At 55.9% G+C, this 26,640-nt stretch carries 22 protein-coding genes; 3 read left to right on the top strand and 19 right to left on the bottom strand.

The genetic code is table 11. The annotated features are described in order from the left end of the window. Positions 1 to 868: 868 nt before the first annotated feature. From AC6RNO_RS33595 to AC6RNO_RS33615, 5 genes are all read right to left on the bottom strand, one after another. The gene (locus tag AC6RNO_RS33595; RefSeq protein WP_488437448.1) at positions 869 to 1,201 is read right to left on the bottom strand and encodes a hypothetical protein; all 333 of its coding nucleotides are present in this window, start codon (positions 1,199 to 1,201) and stop codon (positions 869 to 871) included. Positions 1,202 to 1,217: 16 nt separating this feature from the next. Beyond that, positions 1,218 to 1,916 carry a pirin family protein gene (locus tag AC6RNO_RS33600; RefSeq protein ID WP_488437447.1) on the bottom strand — a complete coding sequence of 233 codons (699 nt, stop codon included), beginning with the start codon at positions 1,914 to 1,916 and terminating at the stop codon, positions 1,218 to 1,220. A gap of 94 nt (positions 1,917 to 2,010) precedes the next feature. Beyond that, complete coding sequence (locus AC6RNO_RS33605; protein ID WP_488437446.1) at positions 2,011 to 2,979, bottom strand: phosphotransferase; 969 nt, start codon at positions 2,977 to 2,979, stop codon at positions 2,011 to 2,013. A 798-nt stretch (positions 2,980 to 3,777) separates the two neighbouring features. After that, positions 3,778 to 4,812, bottom strand: a complete 1,035-nt coding sequence (locus tag AC6RNO_RS33610; RefSeq protein WP_488437444.1) for a FecCD family ABC transporter permease — start codon at positions 4,810 to 4,812, stop codon at positions 3,778 to 3,780. Further along, positions 4,805 to 5,815, bottom strand: a complete 1,011-nt coding sequence (locus tag AC6RNO_RS33615) for an iron chelate uptake ABC transporter family permease subunit (protein WP_497108100.1) — start codon at positions 5,813 to 5,815, stop codon at positions 4,805 to 4,807. Before AC6RNO_RS33615 ends, AC6RNO_RS33610 begins: the two co-directional genes overlap by 8 nt. Positions 5,816 to 6,081: 266 nt before the next feature. On the opposite strand from AC6RNO_RS33615, the gene AC6RNO_RS33620 reads away from it, so the two are divergent. Together AC6RNO_RS33620 and AC6RNO_RS33625 are read left to right on the top strand one after the other, a co-directional pair. Continuing rightward, on the top strand, positions 6,082 to 7,086 hold the full coding sequence (locus tag AC6RNO_RS33620) for an ABC transporter substrate-binding protein (protein ID WP_497108101.1): 1,005 nt from the start codon (positions 6,082 to 6,084) through the stop codon (positions 7,084 to 7,086). A gap of 331 nt (positions 7,087 to 7,417) precedes the next feature. After that, positions 7,418 to 7,588: a hypothetical protein gene (locus tag AC6RNO_RS33625; RefSeq protein ID WP_497108102.1), complete on the top strand. Its 171-nt coding sequence runs from the start codon at positions 7,418 to 7,420 to the stop codon at positions 7,586 to 7,588. Positions 7,589 to 7,659: 71 nt separating this feature from the next. On the opposite strand, the gene abc-f is transcribed toward AC6RNO_RS33625, so the two are convergent. The 4 genes from abc-f to AC6RNO_RS33645 all read right to left on the bottom strand — a co-directional run bounded on the left by abc-f (position 7,660) and on the right by AC6RNO_RS33645 (position 12,812). Beyond that, the gene (gene abc-f / locus AC6RNO_RS33630; protein WP_497108103.1) at positions 7,660 to 9,630 is read right to left on the bottom strand and encodes a ribosomal protection-like ABC-F family protein; all 1,971 of its coding nucleotides are present in this window, start codon (positions 9,628 to 9,630) and stop codon (positions 7,660 to 7,662) included. A gap of 299 nt (positions 9,631 to 9,929) precedes the next feature. Further along, entirely contained in the window at positions 9,930 to 10,355 is a 426-nt protein-coding gene (locus tag AC6RNO_RS33635; protein ID WP_497108104.1) for a transcriptional repressor, read from the bottom strand. Between the two features lie 93 nt (positions 10,356 to 10,448). Further along, a complete protein-coding gene (locus tag AC6RNO_RS33640; RefSeq protein ID WP_497108105.1) occupies positions 10,449 to 11,903 on the bottom strand; it encodes a catalase in 1,455 nt (484 codons plus the stop codon). A gap of 240 nt (positions 11,904 to 12,143) precedes the next feature. After that, positions 12,144 to 12,812, bottom strand: a complete 669-nt coding sequence (locus AC6RNO_RS33645; RefSeq protein ID WP_474686160.1) for a pectate lyase — start codon at positions 12,810 to 12,812, stop codon at positions 12,144 to 12,146. Between the two features lie 530 nt (positions 12,813 to 13,342). On the opposite strand from AC6RNO_RS33645, the gene AC6RNO_RS33650 reads away from it, so the two are divergent. Further along, positions 13,343 to 13,558, top strand: a complete 216-nt coding sequence (locus AC6RNO_RS33650) for a pentapeptide repeat-containing protein (protein ID WP_497108106.1) — start codon at positions 13,343 to 13,345, stop codon at positions 13,556 to 13,558. Here the strand turns inward: AC6RNO_RS33650 and AC6RNO_RS33655 are convergent. The 10 genes from AC6RNO_RS33655 to AC6RNO_RS33700 all read right to left on the bottom strand — a co-directional run. Next, positions 13,489 to 13,941, bottom strand: coding sequence for a hypothetical protein (locus AC6RNO_RS33655; RefSeq protein ID WP_497108113.1), 453 nt, complete (start codon positions 13,939 to 13,941; stop codon positions 13,489 to 13,491). The genes AC6RNO_RS33650 and AC6RNO_RS33655 overlap by 70 nt on opposite strands. Before the next feature lie 18 nt (positions 13,942 to 13,959). Next, entirely contained in the window at positions 13,960 to 15,690 is a 1,731-nt protein-coding gene (locus AC6RNO_RS33660) for a hypothetical protein (protein WP_497108107.1), read from the bottom strand. Positions 15,691 to 15,723: 33 nt separating this feature from the next. Next, positions 15,724 to 17,835, bottom strand: a complete 2,112-nt coding sequence (locus AC6RNO_RS33665) for a phage tail protein (protein WP_497108108.1) — start codon at positions 17,833 to 17,835, stop codon at positions 15,724 to 15,726. Between the two features lie 24 nt (positions 17,836 to 17,859). Then, positions 17,860 to 20,106 (bottom strand): putative baseplate assembly protein, encoded by a 2,247-nt coding sequence (locus AC6RNO_RS33670; protein ID WP_497108109.1) that lies wholly within the window; start codon positions 20,104 to 20,106, stop codon positions 17,860 to 17,862. A 41-nt stretch (positions 20,107 to 20,147) separates the two neighbouring features. After that, positions 20,148 to 23,222 (bottom strand): putative baseplate assembly protein, encoded by a 3,075-nt coding sequence (locus tag AC6RNO_RS33675; protein ID WP_497108110.1) that lies wholly within the window; start codon positions 23,220 to 23,222, stop codon positions 20,148 to 20,150. Between the two features lie 56 nt (positions 23,223 to 23,278). After that, the gene (locus AC6RNO_RS33680; RefSeq protein ID WP_488437435.1) at positions 23,279 to 23,680 is read right to left on the bottom strand and encodes a GPW/gp25 family protein; all 402 of its coding nucleotides are present in this window, start codon (positions 23,678 to 23,680) and stop codon (positions 23,279 to 23,281) included. 162 nt (positions 23,681 to 23,842) lie between these two features. Further along, entirely contained in the window at positions 23,843 to 24,568 is a 726-nt protein-coding gene (locus AC6RNO_RS33685) for a phage baseplate assembly protein V (protein WP_488437434.1), read from the bottom strand. Then, positions 24,568 to 25,659 (bottom strand): phage late control D family protein, encoded by a 1,092-nt coding sequence (locus AC6RNO_RS33690; RefSeq protein WP_474686145.1) that lies wholly within the window; start codon positions 25,657 to 25,659, stop codon positions 24,568 to 24,570. The genes AC6RNO_RS33685 and AC6RNO_RS33690 overlap by 1 nt, the downstream gene beginning before the upstream one ends. Before the next feature lie 3 nt (positions 25,660 to 25,662). Beyond that, positions 25,663 to 26,292, bottom strand: coding sequence for a CIS tube protein (locus AC6RNO_RS33695; protein ID WP_474686143.1), 630 nt, complete (start codon positions 26,290 to 26,292; stop codon positions 25,663 to 25,665). A gap of 28 nt (positions 26,293 to 26,320) precedes the next feature. Further along, the coding region (locus AC6RNO_RS33700) for a hypothetical protein (RefSeq protein ID WP_497108111.1) at positions 26,321 to 26,640 on the bottom strand (320 nt) is incomplete at its 5' end.

Consider the following 26,640-nt stretch of genomic DNA (forward strand, 5'->3'; position numbering starts at 1 on the left):
TGCTTACAATCATATCAAATTCGCGAGCTCATGAAAAACTCGACTGGATTGCCCGTGCCCTACGGGTGCTTTTTCTCACCGTCGAAGGCTGGAGAAATGCTGTTATCGGTTGCAGCCGGCTCCCCGGCATAATGGCCGCACCTCATCCTTGGGCAGGACGGTCTATTTACGTTTCCGGAACACGACCGGAAGTTGGCTCGATAAACCCATGGCTAAAGCTGGCACCATCAACAGCAATGCGCAGAAAACTTGCAAAAGTCTGGCCGCTGAGAAAACCGTACATTGGAGAGGTGCATCCCTATTAACGTGTAGTAAACCATGCAAAAATCAGCTTGGTGATAAAACGACGGGGCAGAGGAAACCGGAGAGGGCGCCGCCGTTCTTCCCCAACCCACGCCTCTCCTGCACGAGTTGCAGCGCAACACACCGGGCGCAGCTCCTAGCGCGCGGTGCTGCGCTGCATGACGGGTGGACAAGGCGGCTTGGCAGTGGAAAAACCTGCGAAAGTGCAGGTTTTTTCCATAAAAATGCCCTATTTTGACGAAAAGCCTGCGATTGTGCAAGAATTTTTGGCGAAAATGAATCTGAACCCATATTCGCTGCCAAAAGCCTGCACATTTGCAGGAATATTTCGTTGCCGGCGTATCCATCGAGCAAAAACTGTACTTTTGCAGGTTTTCTTCGTGCAAGCAGGCAGATTGTGCAACCGGCTCCGGCTCGGGGGTACCCAACAGCCTGAAATCTGCAGTTATTTCAGTATACACCTTCGGCTAGTCAAACGGCTTAACGAACGGTTGCGGCGCCGCCTTTAAACCGAGGCGTGAAACCCGCTCCCACCCCGAACATGGCAGTTCTCATTGCCCCATGTCTAAAAATTACCGCTAAACCGATCCGGCACGTATTCAATTCTGGAGTCCGCCGCGAAAACCAGCTGTCCCGACTCTGCCGAATAATGTACGGACCCTTCTTTGACGTAATACCATATTTTGCGGGTAGGCTGGTCGTCGAACTCTTGAAACACGAACACGTTCAGTTCGTCCTTCCACTTCAAAAGCTCTTCCATGGCCGAATCCTCCGGCGCCGTCACGGCAAACGTCCAGCCTTCCCCTTCCTTTTGAATGTCATAGCGGACGGGCTGCTTTCCCGAATCGATAAAAGTCCTGCCTCCGACCGCATGTTTGATCAAAAAAGTTTCCTTCATAGATGTTCCCCCCTCATTACGGAAGATCGATCAGCATAAAAAAGCTGTCTTCGCTCGCTTTAATTGTCAACGAGGACTCTGATTCAATGCGCGCCGTGTCCCTTTTGTCCAACAGGTTCCCATTCACGCTCACGCTGCCTTCAATCGTAAAGAAAAATACCCTGCGGCCTTCTTCCTGCCGGAACGCAAGCTCTTTCTCCCGATCCAATCTGCTCAAATAAATCGTCATGTCCTGATGAATGCGGGACGCATGCTCCGACCCTTCGGGCGACACAACCGCCAGCAAAGCGTTTTGCAGCCGCTCCGCTTCGTACGTGCTCGTTTCAAAAGATGGCGTCAGCCCGCGCTCTGAAGGCATGAACCATAATTGCAAAAGACTCAACGGCTCCGTATCGGAAGCGTTGTATTCCGCATGAATGACGCCTGTGCCTGCGGTCATCCTTTGCACGCCGTTCGCGCCGGTCACGGCCACATTGCCGAGACTGTCCTCATGCTTGATTTGTCCGCTGAGCACGATGGTGACGATTTCCATATCGCTGTGCGGATGCGGCCCAAAGCCTCGGCCGGCGGCAATATCGTCATCATTGCATACCCGCATGACGCCGAAGCCCGTATTGTCCGAATCAAAATAATCGCCGAACGAAAAATTGCGGTGGCTGGTCAGCCATCCGAGATCGATGCCGCTGCGCGACGCTGCCGGGTAAATTCGAATCAAGGTAAAATGCCTCCTTCAAGCGGAAAAATGTTGGTGTTGCAGCTTACGGCTTAATTGTAACCTTTTTGGCTACAAATACAAAGCTGAAATACGGTTACCTGCCCGGCCGGCCCGTTTGAAACTTTTGCAGGCCCGCCTCCAAATTTTCATAAGCCCATTTCCGGTGGTTGTCGTCTTCATACTGCCGATAGGCACATTCAATCCACAGCACAAGATCCAGATAAAGATCGTACAATGCTCTGCGCTCCCGCTGGGACGGTGTTTGGACGGACATCCCGCAGCCTTTTTCAAACGCCGCCGACTGTTCAAAATGGCTGAAATAATGCTCCATCAGCGGGTCGGCCCATAACGCTCTTTCGAAATCGATGATGCCCGAGATGCGGCCGTCTTGCACGAACACGTTTCCGTTCCACAAATCCCAATGGATCAGGCTCGGCGTTTGCACTTCCTGCAGGACGTCAAGACTGCTTTTGGCGATTTGCTCGATTTCGCCGTAAGGTCTGGGCAGCTCCACCCCCGCATCCCGCCCGTCGGCAAGCACATCGCTGAACATCCGGTAAAAAGCGTCGGCCCAAGAAGCGCTCAGCCGCTCTTCCTGCGCATAATAGCCGAACCCGGGACCGCGGTATTCATTTATGATCCGGTTGCAGACGCCGATTTCATGCTCGACAGCCTCTTGTTCCTGCTGCGTCAAATCCGCTTTGATTTTGCTGTAGGGCTCTCCCTGAATGCGCTGCATAATAAAATATTCGGAGGCGATCAGGCTGCACGAATCGTCATGTCCGTACACCGCGGGGATTGGCAGCGCATTCAATTTAGCCAGCAGTTTCAGGACCGATACTTCGGTCTTCATCATATTTTGCTCACATCGCATAACCCGCATCGACTGCGCCGGAGCCACTTTCAAAATAACCGTCTCCCCGTCGTCCCGAGTAACCGCATATGCCGTGTTGGCCCATCCGTCCGACAGCTCCCTCGCTTCGACAGCCCCGCACCCGAAGCAATTGCGGATAATTTTTTGAATATCCTCATGCGTTAATTGGCTTTTGAAAGAACTTCTCACCCTTCGCCACTCCTTCACTATCAAAAAAACGGGCATAAAAATAAAACTGCCCCATCGATTCTACTATATTATGAAATCGCCGCAATAACGCCACCTGCCTAAAAGAACGCGAAGGTTCGTTTGGCTTCCTCCTCCTTCCCCTCCTCCTCGGCGGCGGGTGGCCCGCAAAACGTGCAAAAACTCCCATGACGTCATAAACGTCACCACATAGAATGAAAATCAGGCCCGCTGCGATCTATTCGTACAAAAGTGCAGGCTTTTTCTATGAAATCGGCTTGTTTTGGCGAAAAGCCTGCAAAAGTGCAGGAATTTTTGCTGAAAGTGAACCTGAGCCCGTGTCCCCTCTGAAAAGCCTGCACTTTTGCAGGAATTGTTCGTGGCCAGCGATCAAGTGAGCAAATTCATGTATTTTTGCAGGTTTTCTTCGTGCAGCCAGGCAGATTGTGGTTGTCACCTCCGACGCGGAGGGGTTTTTGGGCAGCCTGAGATTTGCAGAAAAATAGAACACAGTAGACCTGATTATTTTCATTCTGTGGGGCGACATCCGCGGCGTCATGAGAGTTTTCGCAAGTTTTCTGCGCAGTGGCCGATGATGACCTAACGGGCCAGTGTTTTCGCTTCGCACCGCGCGCAGCCCCAGCCTGCGGTGCTGCGCCGTACGACGGCGGTCGACGGCCCCTTTGGCTTTGCTCCGGCACCGGAACGCGGAACTTCCGGGCCCGTTCCGCCAAAAAAAGGGGCCGTCCCTTCGGCGGCTTATGCCGCTTGTTGGACAGCCCTGACTTGCAGCGCGCGCTTTTAGCGGCGTCGGTACAAAAGATACAAGAAGAACGGCGCGCCGATGCCTGCCGTAAATACGCCCGCCGGAATATCCAGCGGCTGGAAAAGCATTCTCCCGGCCAAATCCGCCAGGAGCAGGATCAGCCCGCCGACGAAGCCGGATACCGGCAGCAGCAGCCGGTAGTCGCTTCCTACAAGCCTGCGGGCCATGTGCGGGGCAAGCAGGCCGACGAACGAAACCGTTCCGGCGATGCCGACCGCAACGCCGGCCAGGGAGACGCTGAACAGCAGCAGCAGAAAACGGTCCATCTGCATGCGGCTGCCCAGGCCAAGCGCGATTCCGTCACCCAGCGCCTGCACGTTCAGCTTGTGGGCGTACACACAGGATAGCGGTATGAATACGGCCAGCCAAGGGGCGAGCGCAGCAACATGCTTCCAGTTCGTCCCGTAGACGCTTCCCGTCATCCAGCTCAATACCTGGGCGGCCAAAAACGATGGACCGCTAATGAGCAAAAACGTCGTCAGCGCCCCCATCGCCGTTGAAATTCCCAGGCCGATCAGGACAAGCCTGAATGTGGACAGCCCTTTTTTCCAGGCCAGCACGTAGTTTAATGCCGCGGAAGCGAATGCTCCCGCAATAGCAATGACAGGCACCCAATGAATGCTGTATTTGCTTGCCGTCAAAGTCATAAAAGCGACAACGGCTACAGACGCTCCTCCCGTTACGCCTATCAAATCCGGCGAAGCGAGGGAATTGCGGATGACGCCCTGCATGATGGCCCCGGCCATCGCCAGTGCCGCGCCGATCAGGATAGCCGCCGTGAGCCGGGGCAGCCGAAACTGCAAAATAATAAGCGCATTGCCGTCGCTGGTATCGCCCAACAAAACTTTAATAATTTGGCCCATCGGTATGCGCACGCTGCCCAGGGACAAGCTGACGACCGACAGCATGACGGTGACGGCGAGAAGCACGCCGATCATGAGCAGACCTTTTCTGCGCTTGCGGTCTATTATATTCGATATGCCGTTTGAATTCGCTGCCTGTCTAAGCATAGTTCCTCCTTCTTGCTACGTAGATGAGGAAAGGTACGCCCAAAAGCGCTGTAGCTACGCCGACGGGAACTTCCTTGGGCATTAGGATGAACCTGGAAGCCAGGTCGGCAACGACAAGCAGCAATGCCCCGGAGATCCCGCAGTAAGGCAGCAGCCAGCGATGGTCATTTCCAACGAGATAGCGGCATAGATGCGGCACGATCACGCCGATGAACGCGATGGGACCCGCCACGGCCACCGAACCGCCTGCGAGCAAAACGATCGCGAGAGCCGATATAACTTTGACCAGAACCGCGCGTTGACCAAGCCCTTTGGACACATCATCGCTCAGCGCCATTACATTTAAAGATTTGGATAAAGCCATGGCCAGTACCCACCCGACCGCCAAATAAGGAATAACCATAGATAAATGGCGAAGCTCCCTGTTCGCGACGGAACCGATCAGCCAGAACAAGGCCTGGTCAAGCGACTGCTGATTGACCAGCATGACGCCCGATGTTACCGAAGTGGCAAACGCCGCCACAGCCGCACCCGCCAACGTTAATTTGATCGGCGTAAACCCGTCCCGTCCCTGCGAGCCGAGAAAAAAAACAAGCACTGCCGTCGCACCCGCTCCGGCGAAAGCAATCCAGACCATGCTGCCGAGCGTAAGATTCGAGCCGAACGCGGCGATGCCGAGCACGATAAAAAGAACCGCACCGGCGTTCACGCCAAAAATCGATGGCGATGCCAGAGGATTCCTCGTCAACACCTGCATCATGGCGCCCGCAATCGCCAGGCTGGCGCCGACTGCCGCCCCGATCAACGCACGCGGCACTCTCGTATTTATCAAAATAATATGCTCGTTCGAGCCGTTGAAGTGAGCGTAAGCTTCCCAAAGAGTTTTTATATCAAACTGCTTAAGGCCAAATAATACGCTTGCCAGCATACATCCAAGCAGCAGTACTGCGCCGACGGCCAAACCTGCGATTTTTGCCGTGCTGGCGTTCAGCAAGTTAACCAAAGAAGTCCACCCCCGAATTGAATCTCTCCGTCTATTACAAACATATTTATTGTAGAGTCGCATGCCGGTCATGTCAATGATTGTGATAATCATTTTCACTTCACCTTGACAAGATGTGGAAAGCTATTTATATTAAAAATGATAATGAGAATCGTTATCAAATAATTCTTGAGCCATACATGAAACGCGGATACACACAGAGAAATGCTTATCTTCTGAGCACAATGCCTATCTTTTAAGCACATATTTTTAAGGGGGAACTCATTTTGTACCGGATTCAACGTTTGAAGCTTCATCTTCTGTTTGCTGCGGCAGTGATCCTGATCGTAATCGCAGGCTGTGGAACCGCTGCCGAAACGAAAGTTCCAGCGGCTTCGCCAAGCCCGTCCGCCGCCTCAACGGCCGCAGCCGCGCCCAAATCCGACGAGGTCCGAACCATTAAGCACGCGATGGGCGAGACGCAGGTCAAAGGAATTCCGCAGCGCGTCGTCATTTTGACGAACGAGGGCACGGAAGCTTTGCTGACTGTAGGCATCAAACCTGTCGGTGCGGTGAAATCGTGGGTAGGCGACCCTTGGTACGACCACATTAAAGCGGATATGCAAGGCGTTCAGGCGGTTGGCGAGGAAACGCAGCCGAATATCGAGCTGATTGCCGGGCTGAAGCCCGATCTTATTATCGGCAACAAAGTGCGCCAAGAGAAAATTTATGACCAATTGAGCAAAATTGCTCCGACCGTCTTTGCCGCCGATCTGTCCGGCGATTGGAAGAAAAATTTCGCCCTATATGCCGATGCGGTAGGCAAAAAAGCCGAAGGCGATAAAGTGATGGCGGATTTCGACAAGCGCGTGGCGGATTTAAAAACCAAGCTCGGCGACAAAACGGCAGCGAAAATATCGATCGTTCGTTTCGGCGCAGCCGAAGTGCGCATCTACCAAAAGCAAACATTCAGCGGCGTTTTGCTGAGCCAGCTTGGCTTTGCGCGTCCCGCTTCCCAGGATAAAGACCAATTTGTTGAAAAGCTGACCAAAGAACGTATTCCCGACATGGACGGCGACGTCATGTTCTACTTCCTGACGGAAAGCGGCGGTTCTTCGGACGTAAGCAAGGTAGCCAAAGAGTGGCTCGACGATCCGCTCTTCAAAAACCTGCAAGTGGCGAAAAACAATAAAGTGGTTCGCGTGAACGAAGTCGTCTGGAACTTGGCCGGCGGTTACAAAGCCGCCAACATGCTGCTCGACGAAATCGCCAAATATTTCGAAGTGAAATAAGAACTCGACTCGAACATGCAAAAGAGTCGGCGCCAAGCGATACGCTTAGGCGCCGGCTTAGTTTGCCTTGGAAAGTCCGGTAGTCAACCGACCGCCGTCATGCAGCGCAACACCGCTCGCTGGGAGCTGCGCGCGGCACGCGGTTCTCGGCCAAAGCTTGCCGAGAGGGGCTGCCCAGGCGTGCCGAGGGCTGGCCCATCCGCCGCAAGGCGTCGCTGCGCGAGCCAGGCTCTCACGCTCAACCCTCCCTGGCGCGGGTTACGCCGCTGCTTGGCGGACGCTGGCCCGGCCGATGGAAAAACCTGCATAAGTGCAGGAATTTCCCGCGAAAATGGATCATTTTGGCGAAAAGCCTGCAATCCTGCAGGAATTTTTAACAAAAATGATTGTTGAGCCCGTATGCCGGCGAAAAGCCTGCACAATTGCAGGAATTTTTCGCGGCTACCGTATCGAGGGCGCAAATTCATGTATTTTTGCAGGTTTTTTTCGTACCGCCAGGTAGATTGTGGCCATCGGCTCTGGCGTGGGGGTTTTTGGGCCGGTGCCGAGCGATACGCTTAGGCGCCGGTCCTTTTACTGCTGCTCCTCCGCCTGCATCCACTGCTCGTAGAGGCGGTCGAGTCTCTCCTGCGCAGCCTCCCGCTCCGCCCACAGCGCGGCGAGCTCCTCGGCATCCGCATCGCCGGAGCACGCCTGCAAGCGGGCGTCCATGCCTGCGAGCCGCTCCTCTTCCCGCGCAATGGCCTGCTCCAGCCGCTCCCGGCTTGGCTCCGGCGCGACGGCGGAGGACGCGCGCTCACGCCTCGCGCCCCCAGCGGCCCGCACGACAGGGGCGGAAACCGCCGGGCGGCTCAATTTTTCATGCTGCACGGTGGTTTCACTTCCGCTTCCGCTCCCGCTTTCGCCTTCGCCGAGCTGCTTTATTTTGTCCTTGTACTCGTCAAAATTTCCCGGAAATACGGCGATTCGGCCCTTGTCGAGCTGCCATATTTTTTGCGACAGCCGGTTGATGAAGTAACGGTCGTGCGTGACGGCGAGCACTGTGCCGGGGAACTCCTCCAGCGCATCCTCCAACGCCTCCCTCGACGCGATGTCCATATGATTCGTCGGCTCATCGAGAATGAGCAGGTTCAGCTTCCGCTGCACGAGCAGCGCCAGCCTGAGCCGCGTCCATTCGCCGCCGGAAAGCGTGCTGACGGACTTGAACACGTCCGCTCCGTAAAATAAATACGAAGCGAGCTTGCCGCGTGCTTCTCCTTCCTCCAGCCCCGCCGCCTCGCGGAAATAGTCGAGCACCGTCCGGCGGTGGTCTCCCGGATATTCCTGCTGCGCCAAATAACCGATGTCGACCCGGGAGCCGAGGGCTAGCGTGCCGCCGTCGGGCGGCTCCAGGCCGAGAATAAGCTTCAGCAGCGTGCTTTTGCCCGATCCGTTGCGCCCGACAACCATCACCTTCTCGCCATACTCCAGCATTCCCGACGCGCAATCGAGCACTGGAGCGGCTCCGTAACGTTTACTGACGGATTCAAAAACGAGCACTTTCCGGCCGGATCTGTCCTCCGGTCTGAGATCGAACTCGGCCCCCTTCGGGTCCAGCACGGGACGCTTGATTCTTTCCATGCGATCCAGCGCCTTTTGCATCGAAGCGGCCCTCCGAAAAAACTTCTCGTTACCGCCAATGCGCCCCCACTCGATCAACTGCCTGATCGTTTCCTTCATCTTCCTGATTTTCTTCTGCTGCTCCTGATAATCGGCGAACTGCCGCAGCAGCTTTTCTTCCTTCTCTCGGACAAAACCCGAGTAATTCGTATGGTAAACGTGCGCTTCGCCATCCTCCAGCTCCACGATTTTCGTGACCGTGCGATCGAGAAAATAGCGGTCGTGCGAGACGATCAGGCAAGTCCCGTCATATTTGCTCAAATATTCTTCGAGCCATTCCGTTCCGGACAGATCGAGATGGTTCGTCGGCTCGTCAAGCAGCAGCAGTTCCGGCCGGCCGATCAACTGCGACGCCAGTGCGATCCTCGTCTTCTCGCCGCCGGATAAGGAAGCGAAGCTTCTGCCGTAAAAATCCCGCGCGACGCCCATGCCCGCCGCAACCTGGTCGATTCGCGCGTCCAGTTCATACCCGCCCTCGCGCTCAAAACGCTCCTGCAGCTCCGCGTACTGTTTCAGCAGGAGCTCCATCCGCTGCGGCTGATCGGCGGCCTCCGGCTGCGACATCTGCTCTTCCAGCACGGTCATCCGGGCGCGGCACGCCAGCACTTCGCGGCAGCCTGCCGCCAGCGCTTCATAGACCGTGCTCTCTTCCCATTCGGCGGGAATTTGCGCCAGATACCCGATCTGCATCTCTTTGCGGACCGTAAGCTGCCCCTCGTCGGGCTTAGATAGTTTGGCGATCAAGCGAAGCAGCGTCGATTTGCCGCTTCCGTTGCGGCCGACAAGGCCAATCCGCTCGCCGCGCTGGATTTCGAACGTTACATTTTCAAGCACAAGCTGTGCACCGTGGTATTTTTTTACATTTTGACAATGAGCAAGCAGCATAAAAAGGATCCTCCTTATATTTGAAAGACCCTATCCCCGGCACTCCATGACAACAACAAAAAAGGCCGCAGGAAAATTCCCTACGACCTTCGGATGCATCCGTCTGAGGTTAAGGTAGGCGTCTTTTCGCGAGTTGTGAAACCGTATGGGCATTTGTGGACAGACTTCTCCCGTCGTTGACAAATGCATGAACGATGCCAGCCATCGCAACGGGCAACTGGCAAATACGGTTATTCACAGACTCTCGATTCATCCTACCTTCACCTCCTTCCTTTACATATTTTCCAATATACCACAGCTCAAGCTTCTCCGCAATCGGGACAAACACCGTAGACTTCCAAGCGATGACCCTGCACTTTGAAGCCTGTTGGATCGGTCGCCGCATGCACCGCTTCTTCAAAGTCCGGAAATTCGAGATCGGTAATTTTGCCGCACACACTGCACAAGGCATGGTAGTGAACGGTCAAGTCGGCATCGAATCGGCTTGCACCGTCGCCATAAGTCATCTCTCTCGCCAAACCGGTTTCAATAAAGACTTTCAGGTTATTATACACGGTCGTCACGCTCATGTTCGGGAAGCGAGGTTCCAGTTCCCGATAAATTTCATCCGCAGTCGGATGCGTCATTGTCTCCAGCAAATAAGCTAATATGGCTTGCCGTTGCGGAGTGATGCGGACACCGGTACTCTTCAATTTTGCGAGCGCCTTCTCCAAATACGATGCCACATGTCTCACCACCTAAAAAACACCGCATGTTCAAATGTTCGTGTGCAGACCGGAGGGAGCCGATATCCCACAAACCGGCAGCCCTTTCCAAAATTAATTGCCGTGTGCCACATAGCGTGAGATGTCTACGTTCAGGCTGTCCGCAAGCCGCTGGCCAAGCTCTGCGTCCGCCCTGTAGAAGTTGCAGATCGCCAGAAGCACCGTTTTCTCCGTTACCTGCTTCAAGTCTGCGGTCAGATTGCGGATGACGGCTTCCTGTTCCTCCTTGGAGTAACGGCGCCACACTTGCCCCGCTTGGCCGAAATCGTTCGCCTTTCCGATTTTTTCCCGCCCGGCTGTTCCCGTCAAGGAATAAGGAACATCCTTGTAAGCAGGTTCTTCTTTGGGCGTATCTTGATACCGGTTCGGCTCATAGTTGACGGCATGATGCTGCTGCTTGAACGGCATTGCGCCATCGCGCTGGTTATTGTTTACTTGAGCAAACGGGCAGTTGATCGGAAGCTGCAAGTAGTTGGTTCCGATGCGGTAGCGCTGCGTGTCGGAGTAAGAGAACAACCGGCCCTGCAGCAATTTATCTTCGGAAGGCTCAATACCCGGAACGAGCACGCCCGGATTAAAGCCTGCGGACTCCGTTTCGGCAAATACGTTGTCAGGATTGCGATTCAAAGTCATGGTGCCTACAAGCTGATACGGAATGTCCTCCTCAAACCAATCTTTCGTCGGGTCGAGCGGATGGAAATCGAACTTATCGAAATCTGCGGGATCGAGTAATTGCACGTACAAATCCCATTCCGGAAAATCGCCGCGCTCAATGGACTCGTACAGATCCCGGCTTGCGTGGTTGAAGTCTTTGGCCTGAATGGCCGACGCTTCCTCCATGGACAAGTTTTTAATCCCCTGTTTCGGAACCCAGCGCAGCTTCACGTAAACCGTATTCCCGTACGCATTAACCCATTTGAAAGCATGCACGCCGGATCCCCTCATTTGACGGTAACTCGCCGGAATCCCTTCGTCGGAAAAAACGTGGAGGAGCATATTCGTCGATTCCGGAGTCAAAGACATAAAATCCCAATACCGGTCCGGATGCTGGATATTCGTTCGCGGGTCCGGTTTTAAGGAATGCACCATATCCGGGAACTTCATCGCGTCGCGGATAAAAAAGACCGGCAGATTGTTGCCAACAAAATCGTAGTTGCCCTCCTCGGTATAAAACTTCACGGCAAAGCCGCGAGGATCGCGCAATGTTTCAGGCGAATGCATACCGTGAACGACAGTTGAGAAGCGGACGAATACCGGCGTCTCCTGCCCTTCATTTTGCAGAAAGACCGCTTTCGTGTAGCGCTTCATGCTGTTCGTCACTTTAAAAACGCCATGAGCGCCGGCGCCGCGAGCATGCACGACGCGCTCAGGAACCCGCTCCCGGTCAAAATGAGCCAGCTTTTCAAGAAGCTGATAGTCCTCCAGTAAAGTGGGCCCGTGCTGTCCGGCTGTCCGGGAATTTTGATTGTCGCCGATCGGCACTCCTTGATTCGTTGTCAGTTTTGTCATCCGATTACTCCTCCCCAAGCAAACAAGAATGATATTTAAGATACTGATTCTATTTTAAAATTAGACTTACAATAAAGTCAATATCATTTTATAATTATTATAATTAATGAGTTGGGTAGATTCGTTTAAAATCAAAAACCCCCGTTGGCCATTTGTGGTTGGCGGGGGTTTTACGTATGTGGCACCAGTAAACATACAATATTTACGTTCTAATGGCCATTCCGGATTCGCAGCACTTGATTAATACTTGACATTTCCGGATTGGGACGTTTTTCCCGCAGCAAAACCTTTGAACAAGGTCGGTACATTTGAATATCTTGTATTCGTAATTTTGGCCTGACTAACGGAGCTGTCGGTCCGCAAAATAGAATCCTTCACATTGGAAATGTCGGAGCTGTCCAGTGTCATATTAACTTTGAACGAAGTGCCGCCATTCTGACGAACCAGCTTGCCGATATCGTTGGCCTTAAAGTTTTTAATATTGATTGTGCCCGCTGCGTTAATCTGGAACACTTTATCGTAAGCTTTGTAAGCTCCACCGCCTGTAATGTTAACAGTTCCCGAAGATTTCAGCGTCAAGGCGTCCTCCCCCACATCCTGCCAAACCACATTATTAATGTTGCAATCGCCATAACAATGCACCCCGTCGGCGGCGGGAGCCCCGAGCACAACGTTTTTGAGCGTTGCTCCGGCTTCCAGTTTAAATACCGGCTTCTGATTCTCGCCTTGACCGCCGTCACCCAATTTATCAGGATCCGCTACAAAGGTTTGACCTTTGCCATCGTATGTCGTGCCTGCCTTAACTAAAATTGTGGTACTCACAGGGACTGGCGCAGCTTGTACGGGAATCGCCGCGAATACGGAAACAACCAAGCCCAGGGACAAAACGGCGCTGAAACTTTTTTTCATTAATAATCATCCTCTCAATAACAATTTTAATTGAATGACAGATTGGGCTCTCCACTCTCCCTTAGCTTTTTTACCACATAAGAATGTTTAAGTTCTTCACAGCGCTAAAGCGTGAAGAACAGCATTCTTATTGGCGAATAAACCTACCTCTAAACGCGGTCGCTCATCTTCGAAAGACCTCGATAGAGGTTTATCTCATCATGTTCATCGTACCCGATATCGATGTGCACCTCGAAAATGGATACGCTTTCAAAATAACAAGAATACATGGGTGCAGCAATAATCATTTTGTTATATTTGGATAAAATGTGAGAAAATGATTACTTGATTATTTCGCATCGCCACTCGCTATTTGATCGACAAAAGCGAAGTCTACCCCTGCTGGAAACGTATCGGGGATAGCTAAAGCAAGTCCGTGGGATGCTGAGGCGCATAAGCCATTTATACCCTGGTCAGTTTCACTTCCTTCTACTTGCCGAATAAAGAAGACGTAACAACGGCATAGCCAAAGTCTGCTCCCGGCGCAGATCGTGGAACTGCGCAACTGCAACTGGGCGGGAAGCAGCTTGGTAGGGAGTAGCTTGGCAGGGAGTAGCTTGGCGGGGAGTAGCTTGGCGGGGAGTAGCTTGGCGGGGAGTAGCTTGGCAGGGAAAACCTGCAAAAGTGCAGGTTTTTTCTATAAAAATGGTTCATTTTGGCGAAAAGCCTGCAATTGTGCAGGAATTTTCGTTGAAAATGAACCATAGCCCATGTTCGCGGCGAAAAGCCTGCACATTTGCAGGAATATTTCGCAGCCAGCGTATTCATCAAGCAAAAACTGTACTTTTGCAGGTTTTTTCGCGCAACGAGGCGGATTGTGCAACCAGCTCTGGCGAATGGATTTCCGGGCAGCCTGTGAATCTGCAGGTTTTCCCGCCTGCGCAGGGTTCGGACACCGTTTGGCCAAGAATTCCTGCACAATCGCAGGCTTTTCCACCAAACGAGCCGTTTCCGGTGCGAAAGCCTGCACTTTATACATTAGACCTGAATTATTTTCATTCTGTGGGGTGACGTCCATGGCGTCATGGGGTTTTCGCAGGCTTTGCCCAGGCGAGATGAAAAAAGAGCATCCCGCAGCCCCAAGCTGCACGAATGCTCTATCTACGATCTACTGCGGCTCACGCTCGCTGCCCGCCGGGGCGGCTTCCCTCATCGCGTTGAGCGCAGCGCCGATGGCATCTTCGCCGTCGGCGCTGCTGCCCGCGCGGCTGCCAGCGGCACCGGCGCTACCGCCGCCCGCGCCGCTGGCAGCCGCATCGGCTTGCGTGTACGCCCACCAGCGGACGCGTACGTTCGACGCCTCCATGCCCTGCTGCACCTTGACGCCGATGCGGAAGGTGCCCTTCTGCGGGTAGGCGATCGTGCCGATCTGCACGTCGGGCGCATCCGGCTCGAACTCGCTGCCCTTGAACACGTCGGCGGCGCCGTAGTACACGCGCTCGCCGCTGGACAGCATGTCGGAGAACGCGTCGCTGCTGCTCTCCTCCAGGCATGTCACGATCAGCACGTTGCCCTCTCCGAGGCCGTGCGCGATCTCGCCGGAGAAAAAGCTTTTGGCCGCTTTCCCGAACGGGGAAACCGACATTTTCGTGAACGGAGCGATCGGAATATCCACCGCTCCGGTCCGAATACCCGCGATTCCGCCTCCACCCGCAGGAATCGCCAGATCAATAGAAAGCTCGCTGCCGGCTTTATCGTAAAGGACCTTCAGCTCCGGCGGCTGGCCCGGGGCCACGGTTCTCACCCTGGACCGCGTGACCAGTTGGGCCGCGTCTTCCCGCTCCCCGGCCGATTGGCTCAGGCGGTACATCACGGAAGAATTGTACACATACTCGCCGAAAGGAACCTGCTCGACGCGCTCGATCACATAAGTCGGCCCCATTTGCAGCAGACCGATTTGGGCCAAATAAATGCACGGCTCCGACGGCGCTTCCAGCGAATCTTCCAGGGAACGCTTCACAAAATCGTCCATCAACCGCTGGCCCACCGGCTCCTGGATCACCTGAATCTCTCCCGCATCCTGCGAATGGAGATCAAGCTGCTTGTCGCCCAGCCTGAGCACAGCGCTCCCCGGCTTGATGCCGACGGTACCTTTGACGGCCGCCGTGCCGCCGGCGCGCAGCAGCACTTTGATTTCGTATTCCGTCTCCTGCTGTTCCTGCGGCTCTTCGAACTGAACCGTGCCGCCATGAACCGCCTCCAGGCGCTCGGCAGCCACGTCGTATTGGAAAAAGATTTTGCCGGCCTGGAGCGTTTTTTCGAGGCGCAGCGTCATTTCGAACAGCTGCCCCGGGTTCACGTAACGCGGGGTCGTCTGAAGCACGCGAACCTGGCTGTCCTGATACAGCACGATTGTCTGGTCCGTCAAGTCGGCCAGCGGCAGCGCCGCCACGTCGGGAGCATCCTCGCGGATAAACAGCCGGTAGCTTTCGAGCACGCGGTTGTATTCGCTGATTTCGTCCGAACGGACCGAGGAATTGGCGACGGAATGGACCGGTTCTTTGCCTTTTTCGTCATAGGCGATGCAGAGGTACACGTTTTTGGCGTATTCGTTGTTGGTAAATCCGTCCATCATCGACAGTTTCAGCGTGACCGGAGAAGGGACGACAATCTCCCGGCCCAGGGCGTCGATTGCCGCGCCCATTTCGACGGACACCGATTTGTCGTCCACGGCGATGACCTGCAGGCCGGTGATGACGCCGGAGCCGTGCAGCAGGCGGTTCATCATGCGCCGTTTGTCGTTGAAATACTTTTGCTCCGATTCAAAATCCCGCACCGTCAACAGCTTGCCATAGAAATAGCGATTTCGTTCAAACGGGTAATAGCGCGTCTTTTTCATAGAAATCCACTCACCTTTCAAGGCATGTTTCGTTTATTCCAACTCGGAATCCAGTTCCAATCGTGTATGCAGATCCATCCGTTTATCCCGCTCGACGTCGATCAGCACCGTGTTGTACGGCATCGAGGAACGCTCGTCGAGAGTCAGCAGCGTAGGCTCCGATAAATAAGTGTTGATTCCCAAATATGTATGCATATCCGCGTACATCCACGGCTGCAGCACAATCAGCTTCCCCTCGGCATAGGCGGGCGTGCAGTCTTCGATAATGCGCTCAATGATCATCCGCTGTTTGTCGGTGCGTACGCATTCCGGCGGAAGCATCACGCAGAAACAATAGGGATTGTCGCCGTACAGCCGGACGAACAGCCGGCGAAGCTCGGACGTTTCCTGCATCTGCCTGAACTGAAAATATTCCAAAAGGAACGGTTCCCTCTCCGTATAGATACGCATCATCCGTATGAGTCCCTCGCGCGTACCTCGCAGCTTATACAGCTCCGGCGCCTGCTTGATCAACTGCCTGAGCTTCGTTTCGCCCCACGCATCGTGATCCGATACGGCCAGCCAGCGGCCCAGCCATTCCAGATAAGCGCCGGACACGGCATCCGGGTCAAAATGAGCGCTGATCCGATCGATCTGATCCTCCATATCGTCAAAAAAAGTGCCGAACAGCGCCAGAAACCGCTCCAAAAAAGGGCTGTGCTCCTGATCCTGCTGATAAATCGGCGGCAAATAATCGATCAGCGACGTTCTCGGAAAATAGACCCGCAGCTTGCGGATGAAAGGCGACCTGTGCTCGCTGCCGAACAGTTCGATTTTGAGCCAAATGTAGCGGCCCTTCGCCTTCATGAGCAGCGCGTCACGGGGATTCACAATCGGCTCCGACCATAAAGGCCGAGTCCCGCGAAGCTTGTCGCGAATCGGGATGTCCGGGTTCGTCAAGTAGTCCGTATACTCGACGTACTCTCCGTCCACGAAGCCGTCTTGCTCATCGGATGCAAAATACGATATCCGTATTTGCGTTTCCTCGGGGATGTCGGCGTCCAGGCGGATTTTGTGCCACTGTGTCTCGGTTTCCGTCGTGTCCAGCTCGGCCGAGAAGTACACCGCTTCGGGCAACCCGGTCGCCTCCAGCGGCATCGTGCGCGCCTGAAGTTCGAGCAGCGTAATCTGCCCGCAATCCCGGTCAAACACATACATCCGGTTGCGCCGGTCATGCAGCAGCTTCCAGGCGCAGCCGCGAAAGCCGGAAACTTTTTCCTGGAATTCCCCGTTGCCCCGGTATTTGAGTATGAACCTTTCGCTATCGCCCTCATGCCGGGCTGCTCCGCTGTTCCCTATAAAGAGATTATGATTCGTATCAATGGAAATGCCGGCAAAGCTTCCTTCATGCTCAATCGTAAAATGCGCGGTTGCCCTGCCTGCTCCGTGGAACACCGTGACCGTTTTGTGCAGGGCGTCCAGCACAGCCAGCGTTCCGTCCGAGGCAGCGGCATGGAAGCGCCCGCGCAGTTCATGGACCGGAGCGGCTTCTTCGAGCCTGAGCGACTCATGCTCATACGCCTCGACGACTTCACCCGCGGCGCTCCACAGCAAAATGCCGATCCTTCCGCCCGCAGGGACTTGCGGATTTCCATTCATACCAACCTCAATATCCAAAGGCACAACCGTGAGCAAGCTGCGCGCCGCACCTACGGCCGCAGACACGCAAAGCGGAAAAAGCTCCAAACCGTTCCATTCGCTCGCAGCCCACAGCGTCTGTCCGTTCGAAACCGAATACACGCCGAGCCTGCGCTCGCTGCCGGCATCAGCCACGGCGAGCGAATCCGCCGTGGAAGCCAGCATGGCCTGTCCGCCGAACAGCAGGTGCCCGTGCCGGAACAGCGCCTCGCGGTGGCGGTTCTCGTAATCGTAAACCCAGACGCCGGCCGCTTCATCCAAAAGGAACAGCTTTCCGCTCGGGCTCGCGGCCATGTCGCCGATCGCCCCGATACCGTCCAGCTCCCCGGTGCGAACGAGGCGGTAGACGCTGTATTTTTCCGTCTGCCGGATAGCGAAGCCGTGTTCCTGCATATCGATGTTGGCCGCATACCCCCGCTCCCAATCCAGCGGCTTGTTCAGCGAAAAAAACTGCTGCGAATTGTGCATCGTTCGTCACCCCTTTCATTAAAATTACAAGTCGGTCCGGCTGATCAGCTCCACCTCGTGATCGCCTGAATAAACTAACGCATACGGCGGGATATGGATATCGCCGCCCGCATCCTTATCGAAGCCCGAGCCTTCCGCATCGAGCCAAATATCCTGCACGTACACGACGCCTTTCATGCGGCTGATCACTCCGTATATATCGCCCTTGTACACCGTTCGGCCGAACCGCCAGCCTTCCGAGCCGTCCCCGCGATTCATCGGCTGGAGCAGCTGCCTCAGCTCCTGCAAGATGCGGCGGGGATCGTCTTTGTACGGCGGCTCCACGACGACGACGGCATGGACCGTCACTTTGATATACTCCGCCGGAATGACATGCAGCTCCGTCGTCAGCAGCCGGTGCACGTCCAGATGCCGCCGCACCGTCTCCAGAAAGCCGCTGCCCGCCACCGGCTTGTCGCTTTCGCCGTAAGGCACGACGGCGACGGTCATCTGCGCGGGCGACTTGACCTTCGGGTAGTCCCGCAGGCCCGGCTCATACAGCGGAATCGCCTTCACGCGGGCCACGCGCAGCCCGGGCGTCGCCTTCGCGATCCGCTCGTAGTCCTCGCCGGTCACGGCGCGGGTCGGCCTGCCGAGCTCCTGCTGGACGCGCAGCTTCGCCTGCTCCAGCGTCTCGGCCTCGGCGCCGCCCTGCGCCGGGAACGGATTGGTCACGGTCACGCCCGGCCAATCCGCACTTGCTTCCGTGAAGCCGGCCACCATGCCGTCCTTCACGTTGCCTCTCACGCCCCCGCCCGCTTGCAGCGCCAGGAACCGAATGTTCGGTTCCGCCGACACCGGCGGGATCCAGCCCGCTTCGTTGTTGCCGAAGCGGATCGTGCCTGCGGCAGCGTCGTAGACGTAATGCCTGTCCGTGGATTTCGAGTTGTCGAAATCGTCCACGGACTGCCAGTCGTCCCAGACGACGCTGTCTGTTCCCCGGGGCCGGTGGCCGACCTGCAGCAGCATGCTGCAGGTCTTGTACGTCCGGCCCCTGGCCACTTCAAACGTCTGGCCGGGCAGACCGTTGCTGCTCCCCACCCAGCGGCCGTAGTCGAACCCGGCCGTGTAAGAAATAAGCCGCACCCGCTGCGCCCCTTGCGGCGGGATGCTGCCGTGCTCCCCGTCTCCGAAGCGGAGGCGGGTCGTGCCGCGGGCCGAGTCCTGCTGCATCTCGCAGCAAAGATCCTGTGGCCCGCACGCGGCCAAATCGCTGACGGTGCGCCAGTCGCGCCAGCGGCCTTCCTCGTCCTGCACCTGTACGGTGTGCAGGCCGGTGGAAGACAGGAACGAGCTTACCGTGAAGCTCTGTCGGGGCTCTCCGCTGCTGTCGAAGGCGGCGGCTTCGCTGAAAGTTTCCTGCTCCGCCGCCCGGACCGAGTTGAGGCTGATCTTCTCGATCTTCGGCGGAAGCTCGTAGCCTTCCGCCTCCAGCGTGCAGCAAATCCAATAGCGGCGCTTGTCGTCCGCCGGATAGAGCGCAATCGGCTGCATCGCGGAAGGGAGCGTGAACACGAGCTCTCCGCTTTGCGACAGGTGTACGGACGTGTCGCGCACCGGCTCGACAGGCAGCCAGCTCTCGCTCTGCCCCTGCTGTCCGGCTCCAGCGAACGTCCAGGATACCTGCGCGGACGAAATCGGCGCAGCGGTGCCGTCCTCCCCGCGGGAAACAGGCACAGGGTAATCCTCGAACAGCTTGAGCGCGAGGGCGATCTCCGTCCGCTCCGGCAAAGCGCAGTCAAAGCCGATATACAAATGCGCGCCTTTGCGCGCGCCCGGTCCAAAAGCGTAGTAAGCAATCCCCGCATGATTGTTCGACGTGTAGTCTCCCGCCGCCGTTTCGGTGCGGACGATCACTTTTTCCAGCTTCGCGGGAATGAGCCGCAGCGTCTCCAGCGTTTCAAACCGCTGGTCCATCGCGGCAAGCGGCGTCCCCTTCGGGAGCACAAGCTGCCGCTCCATGCCGGAGAAGGTCACATCGCATTCCGCCGACACGGCTTCGCGGGGACGCACGCCCAGCAGCTTCAAAAACTTCCGCTCGCTGCGCTCGGTAACGCGGTTCAAATAATACTGCTGCATTTCGGTCATCCACGACATCAATTCCAGCAGCGTAATGCCGGGATCGTGCGCGTTCTCGTCGGTCCACTGCGGGAACAGCTTCGGAATCGCTTTGCGCGCCTCCTGCACCATCTGATCGAACATGCGGTCATCCAAATTGGGCAATGGGAGCACTTGTGCTCACCTCCTTCTATAAAAAGCTCAAGATTGTCGGATCACAGCACCCGAACGGTTACTTTATGCTTGCCGCTGACGACGATACCGTGGGGCATGGCCGGCAGCCGGTTCACGTCCAGTTCCTGGCGTTCACCGTCTTCCAGCTTGAAAACGGTCATGTACAGCTTCTCCACATGATTGACCGCCCGGATCGACTTGAGCAGCGCGTAGAACACCGAAGGATGGATCTGCTGCCCGATCTTCCAGCCCTTTCCGTCAAAATTACCTGTCAGCGGGTCCAGGAAACGGTTCAGCTTTTCCAGCGCCTGCAGCTCTGTCGAGACGACGGCGTCCATCCCCTCTACGGCAACGGCGGCCGAGACGGAAATTTCCATGTAAACCGGCTCGATCACCTGAATGTTGCCGGGGAAAGCGACGAGACCGGATGCGCGCTGCATCATGTACTTCTCGACCTGCTTCTTCAGCTCGGGAAAAGCGGCGCTTCCCTGACGCCCTTCCTTCGGCAAAATGACCAACGTCATCGCTCCGGGTTCTGTTTGCATATATGCGTTATGATTCGGCACGCATTTCACTTTGGCTATGTTCGGGTACGCCTCTCTGGCCAGCCATTCGTAGTCCTCGGCCGTCACCGCCCGGCCTCTGTGCCTGATCATCTCCGGACCGCGCCGCAAAGCCGAATCGAGCTGTTCCGCCTCGCAGCCGCCGGCCGCAGGCTCAGGATTGTACACTTCGCCGACAAAGGCGATGGAGTCCTGCAGCCGGTTGATTTGACGGGCGTCCACGTTGCCCGCTTGACCCGAGGTCACCTGATATGTGACCTTGATTTGATCCAGCCCGCCTTTCGGGGGCTTCTTGCCGTGAATGCCATCCCCGAAGCGCAGACGGCCGAAAGTCCGGTCCAGCGTATAGTGCCTGTCACGGCCTCCCGAATCAGCCAACCGGCTGACGGATGCCCATTTGATCCAGAGCCGCTGGACGTGGCCTTCACTGTCCCTTTTGACATCCAGGACAGGCTCGCCCTGACGCTCGTATTCGGCAATTTCCTCTTCCGTCACATAATCCGTCTCATCCACCCAAACGTCCTCGGATACGATTCCGCTGCGGTTCAGTTGGTATTCGGTTTCGTCTATGCCACGCGCGTCGGGAACCTCGCCGGTGATCGTCTCCTGCTGAAGCGCCTGCACGGTGTTCAGGTAGATGCCGTGCACGACGGGAACCGGCGTCCGTTCATCCGGATCGTCGTACTTGCCGTCGCGGTTGACGACGCGAATCCAGTACCCCTGCGAACCGAACTGCACGGCTTCGGCAAAATCGGACGGCCCGGCAAACTGCAGCGCCCCGCTTTGCGTGAGCCCGTTCGTGCCGTCGATCACCTTGAGCGGCGCCCATTCCGCCGGACTTCCGGGAAGCAGGGCCCCCCGCAAGTACTCCCACTCCAGCATAGGAATATCCTGCCCGGTCAGACGCTGCCGCTTCACGGAAACATAGAGCGAAATCGGCCCCTTCACAGGCGGCGCGTCAAACCCCAAATATAAGGACGGATACTCGCCCTCAAGCGGTTGAAACGGTTCGAACCCGCCCTCCTGACAGCGGCTGTGCCTCGTTCGGTCCGCATAAACCGTATTGTTCAACGTCAGGCAGCAATGGGGCGGATAAACGCGGTCCTCGTAACCGTAAGTCAGCCCTACATGTTCAACCCACGGCGAAAGATAAACCGCCTGCGGGGCATAAGCATTTTCCATTTGCAAAATACGGGCGCGAATCCACCAACTCTCATTGCCGTTCACATAAGTCGGCTCCAAATCCTGCGGACAGCGAAACCGAACCTGCTTGCGCACGGGCTGCTCCTGCGGGTAATAGAAAAGCTTTTCCGCTTCTTTGCCGACTTCAAGGCGCACCCAAGTCGCCCCGTTCCAGTACTCCCAGACGACCTGCATCACGGTCGCATGAACGACGGCGGGCTTGTCGAACTTGGACTTTTTCATAACCAGTTTCCAGTCCACCTGCTCGGCGGCCTCCGGCTGAAACCGGTTCTGAACCGCCTGCAAATCGAAGCTCAGCGTGATATCGCTGTCCTTCTTCGTAAATACTTCCCGGCTCGCTATGTAAAAAGATCCATACAGCGCAAATTGATCGCCGAACGGATAAAAACCGCTCTCATCCGCCTGGATGTCATTATAAAACATCTGCTCCGGCTTAATGCCGCCCATCTGCAATACGTCCGCATAATCCGTCTTGGCGGATATTTGGTCCATGGACAGCCTGCGGTCCGCAAGGGTCGCGCCGTCCTGCCGTATAGGCTTCAAGCGGCATTGAATCCAGTGCCCGGCGATACCGTCCACTTCCCGCTCCGCAAGCTCACCGAGCTGGGCTTTGGTCAAAATAATCCGCGTTCCCTTCGCCTCCACCCGGTCAAAGGCGCGCCAGCCGTCTTCGGCGGCATAGAGCCACTCCGTCAGCTCGGGATCGGCCAATTGGCTGCAAACGTTAGCTTCATCGTAGCGCTGCTTCGAGTTGCGAATTTCCAGTTCGATGCGAGCCGTGCTCGGCACGGTAAAAAGGGAGCTGTGCTCCAGAAACAAGGCGTGCGCCTGCAAATTATCGCCGTCCTTGATGCGAAAAAGCGCCGTCGGCGCAGCTTGCCCCTGCCTGGACGCCGTGATGAACGCATCCGCAATGCGGATGATCGCATCCCGGCTGCGGCTCGATGCGTACGCCGCATGCAGCGCCGCCGGCGTCAACAGCGCGCTGCGGGCGGTTTCGTAAAACAAAGGGCCCGCTTCCCCTGCGGCGGCGATCTGCGTCCCGGCGGGAATCAGCACCGGCTCCTTCGTGCCCTCGTTCAGCGCAAACGTGACATAGGCGCTGGCCGGGCGCGCCGGCAGCAAGGATACGTCGAACATGTTCAGGAACGAAACCAGATTTTTGGTCGGCACCCGGTTCAACCGTTTGATGTTCTCGTGAAACATGTCCGCAAACATGAGAAACAGCGCTGAACCCGGGTCCGGATCGTCCGGCGTAAACCGCCACTCCGGCGTGTAGTAGGGCGCCATTTCCTTCATTTGGGCAATTAGACCGGGAATATCCCGGGGATCAATTTGGGGAGGCTGCACAGCTCCACCTCCTCTCTGCACATCTTGTCATCATTCAGCCGCCTCGTCGTCATCGCCTATTTGGAACCTTCATGCAAATAAAACGGATATACCTGATTGAACAAATTGTTCGTCGTCCGCACCAAATACGTAATGCGAATCATCACCTTGCCCGGATCATCCCGGTCGGGCACCGCCTCCGCATCGACTTCATCAACCCTCGGCTCCCAATTGCGGATCGCTTCCTTGATATTGCTCTCCAGCAGACGCAGCGTCGTGTCGTCTGTCAGACCGAACACAAAATCCTGCACGCCGCAGCCAAAATCCGGGCGCATCACCCGCTCCCCCTGTGTCGTTCCGAGGATGATGCGGATCGCCTCGGCGATGTCCTCTTCATATTCGGACGTTTGAATGCGCCCCGTCGCCTGGTCTACCTGAATCGGGAACTTCCAGCCCCGCCCCAAAAATGCCTCCGACACCAATCCACGCTCCTTCCCGGCTTTTTGCGCCTACTTCCGGCGCTTGGCTTAAGCCCGCTTGTTTCTGCCGCTTGCTTATGACCGCTATCCCTTTAGCTCAGCCGCCTTCCTGCCTGTCGTTCACTGAGCCAACGGGAGAGTGGTCATAAGACCTTCCCGGCGTCAATTGATTTTGACCATGCTGCCCTTGATGTTGATCATGCCGTCCGACTTGATGTCCAGCGTTGCGGCCGCTTTCAGCGCCATCGTTGCCGACGCTTCGATATTGATCTGCGTGGACTTGATTTTGATCTCTTTGGCGCTTTCGATGGAGATGTCGCCTTTGGCGTTCAGCTTAATCGTCGTCGCGCTGCTTTTGACGGTAATCTCATTTGCCGATCCGCCCTTGATCAATATCTCGTTATTGCCGCTTTGATCGGCGATTTTGATGCTGTCGTCCTTGTCCGTCAATGCGATGGTCTGGCCTTTTTTCGTCTTGATCGTAATGTTTTCTTCGCCGCTTTTATCGTCGAAAATGAGCTCGTGGCCCGACCGCGACTTGATTTTGCGCACATCGTTTTTTTCCGCCGGAGCCGGCGGCTTGTTTTTGGGATTCCACAGCATGCCGATTACAAAAGGCTGGCGCATCTCGCCCAGATGGAAAGCTACCAGCACCTCGTCGCCGACCTCCGGCAAAAACAGGCTGCCCATATCCTTGCCACTCATAAGCGTCGCAATGCGAACCCAATCCGTCTCCGTTTCGGTCTCCTGCAGCGGAAGCTTCAGCTTCACGCGGCCCAGGTTGTCGGGATCGGCATTGTCCGTCACTACGGCGACCATAACGCCGCCTACCTTCTGACCGGAAAAATCGACTGACCCTCCGACAGCAAATTCGGGAAGCTCGAACATCAGACCGCGTTCCCTCCTATCTGAAACCTCGTTACGTACCCATCGTCGTTAAAAAGGTGCGTGGACCCTGTAATATAATACGGCTGATCGAGCTTCTTGCCCAGTCCGCTGAGCTTGATATAGCGCCCGGACCGAATCTCCGGAATTCCGACGCATTCGCCTGTTCCCGTGATCAGCTTCATCGCTTTGCGGTTCAGCAGGGCGTCCGCATAGCTTTTGGCCTCATCCTGCGAAATCGCATTCGTGTACATATATTCCACGAACTCGCCGCCGGTCGAAAGCAGGTCTTTGCCTGTCTTCGAATTGGAACCGAGCTTCGCAATCGGACCAGCTTTGCTTTCGATCACTTTCAGCTCTTTATTGTCCCAGGCCCGCACCGTCACACCGGTCAACTGCTCGGCCAAATTCATGTCAATCGAGAGGCTGCGCAGCGTTTTGCCCATTTCCAGCGTCAGCACAGGCGTCGTGTCCGTAAGCGGCTTGCGGAAGTACAGGTTTTTGCCGACGACGAAAAAGTCAAAGTTCATCAATCGCGCCAAATGCTCGATAAAATGATAATCGTCCACCTGGCTCTGCGAAATTGTCGGAAATTGCATCGTCGTGGCGTCGATGTTCGCCTTCGCTCCGTATTCCTTGGCGATTTCCGAGACGACATCGCTGTACTTTTTGTTGTTCCACGACCTGGACTTCGTCCCTTTCATCATCAGAAACGAAAAATCCATCCCCCGCACGATCAGGCCGGGGTTCTCCCCTTCCGCGAAATCAGCGACAACCGAAGTAATGTAACCGGAAAAAACGGGGCACATCTTATCTACATAACCGAGGCTGATGTCTATCGCTTTGTTCAACGTGAATACGTCCAGCCATTGCATCTCGCTTTTCGTCACATTATAGGCGTTCGTAATGCGAAAAGAGAAAGAATCCGCCGTTCCTTCGATCGAAGTGTCGACCCGGATCATCGAGACCGCAATATCGTCCGATATTTTACTGCCGTCGACTTTGATTTCGTAAGCCGGAGCAAAAAAGTCGCGGTATTTCTTTTCAAGCTGATCAATCGTATACGCGGTAGTTTCAAGACTCAACTGGGCCATAGTCTAATCCAACCTCGGCACCGAAATGCGGCGTCCCGTCTGAACTCTGAGCGGATTGTCGATATTGTTCGCCTTGGCGATCTCCCGCCACAAGCCGGGGTCCTCGTACTCGTGAGCTGCGATCATCCAGAGCTGTTCGCCCTGCTTGAGCATTTTTTGCTTCGTGCGGTCCGAAGAATGGCGGGGAATCTTCTGAAGCTGCTCCTTCTTGCTGTGCCACGAACGGAAAGTCACTTTGAGCTTGGCCCGCACCGGGATGCCGCTATCCAGAAACATCGTGAAGCTTTGCGTCACCTTTTCCACGACGCCTTTAAAATCAAGGGAACCCCAGACGAACCGGCAAATCGGCGGTGCATGAAGCTCTTTTTCCACGTCCAGCAGGCCGGAAATTTTTTTCGTATAATTGCGGACATCGGTTCCTTTTTCGTAGGTGTCAAAAAAGAAGTCCATCGTCAGCGAAGTCGTGCCCCCGGTAATAAACTGACCTACCGGCATGGACAAGCCTGGCACCTTATTCCATGAATAGCTGTTGCTCGTATCGAGGGAATACTCGCTGGGGTTGAACAGTACTTGCACGTTCTCTTTTTTGCCGTTTCCCTTGTCCACGATGATCATGGCTTTCTTCAGTGCCACCGGCGTCCATCCCTTTCCGTTTTATCCGTTAAAGTCCGCGGCGCTGCCGCTCGAACTTGATTCTTTTTTCGATTTCGCGGTACACTTTGTCGGCGATTTTTTTGATGTCCAACTGCGGCTGCTGCATGATCCATTGCTGCAGCTGCTCCATGTCGACCTGCGGCGCCGCCTGCTCGGCAGGAGCGGCGGCCGCTGGCGCATCCTCTGCGCCGCTTGCCGGGCGCAGCCAGTCCATATCCAGCGGCGCTTCTGCGAGCGCGCTGGGTCCCGGCAGTGCTGGAGCCTGCTTGTGCTCCAGCATCGTCCCCGGCAGCGCGAGCTGCGCAGCGCTGCCTATCTGCGGCGCGC

This window comes from Paenibacillus sp. sgz302190 (assembly GCF_059820445.1).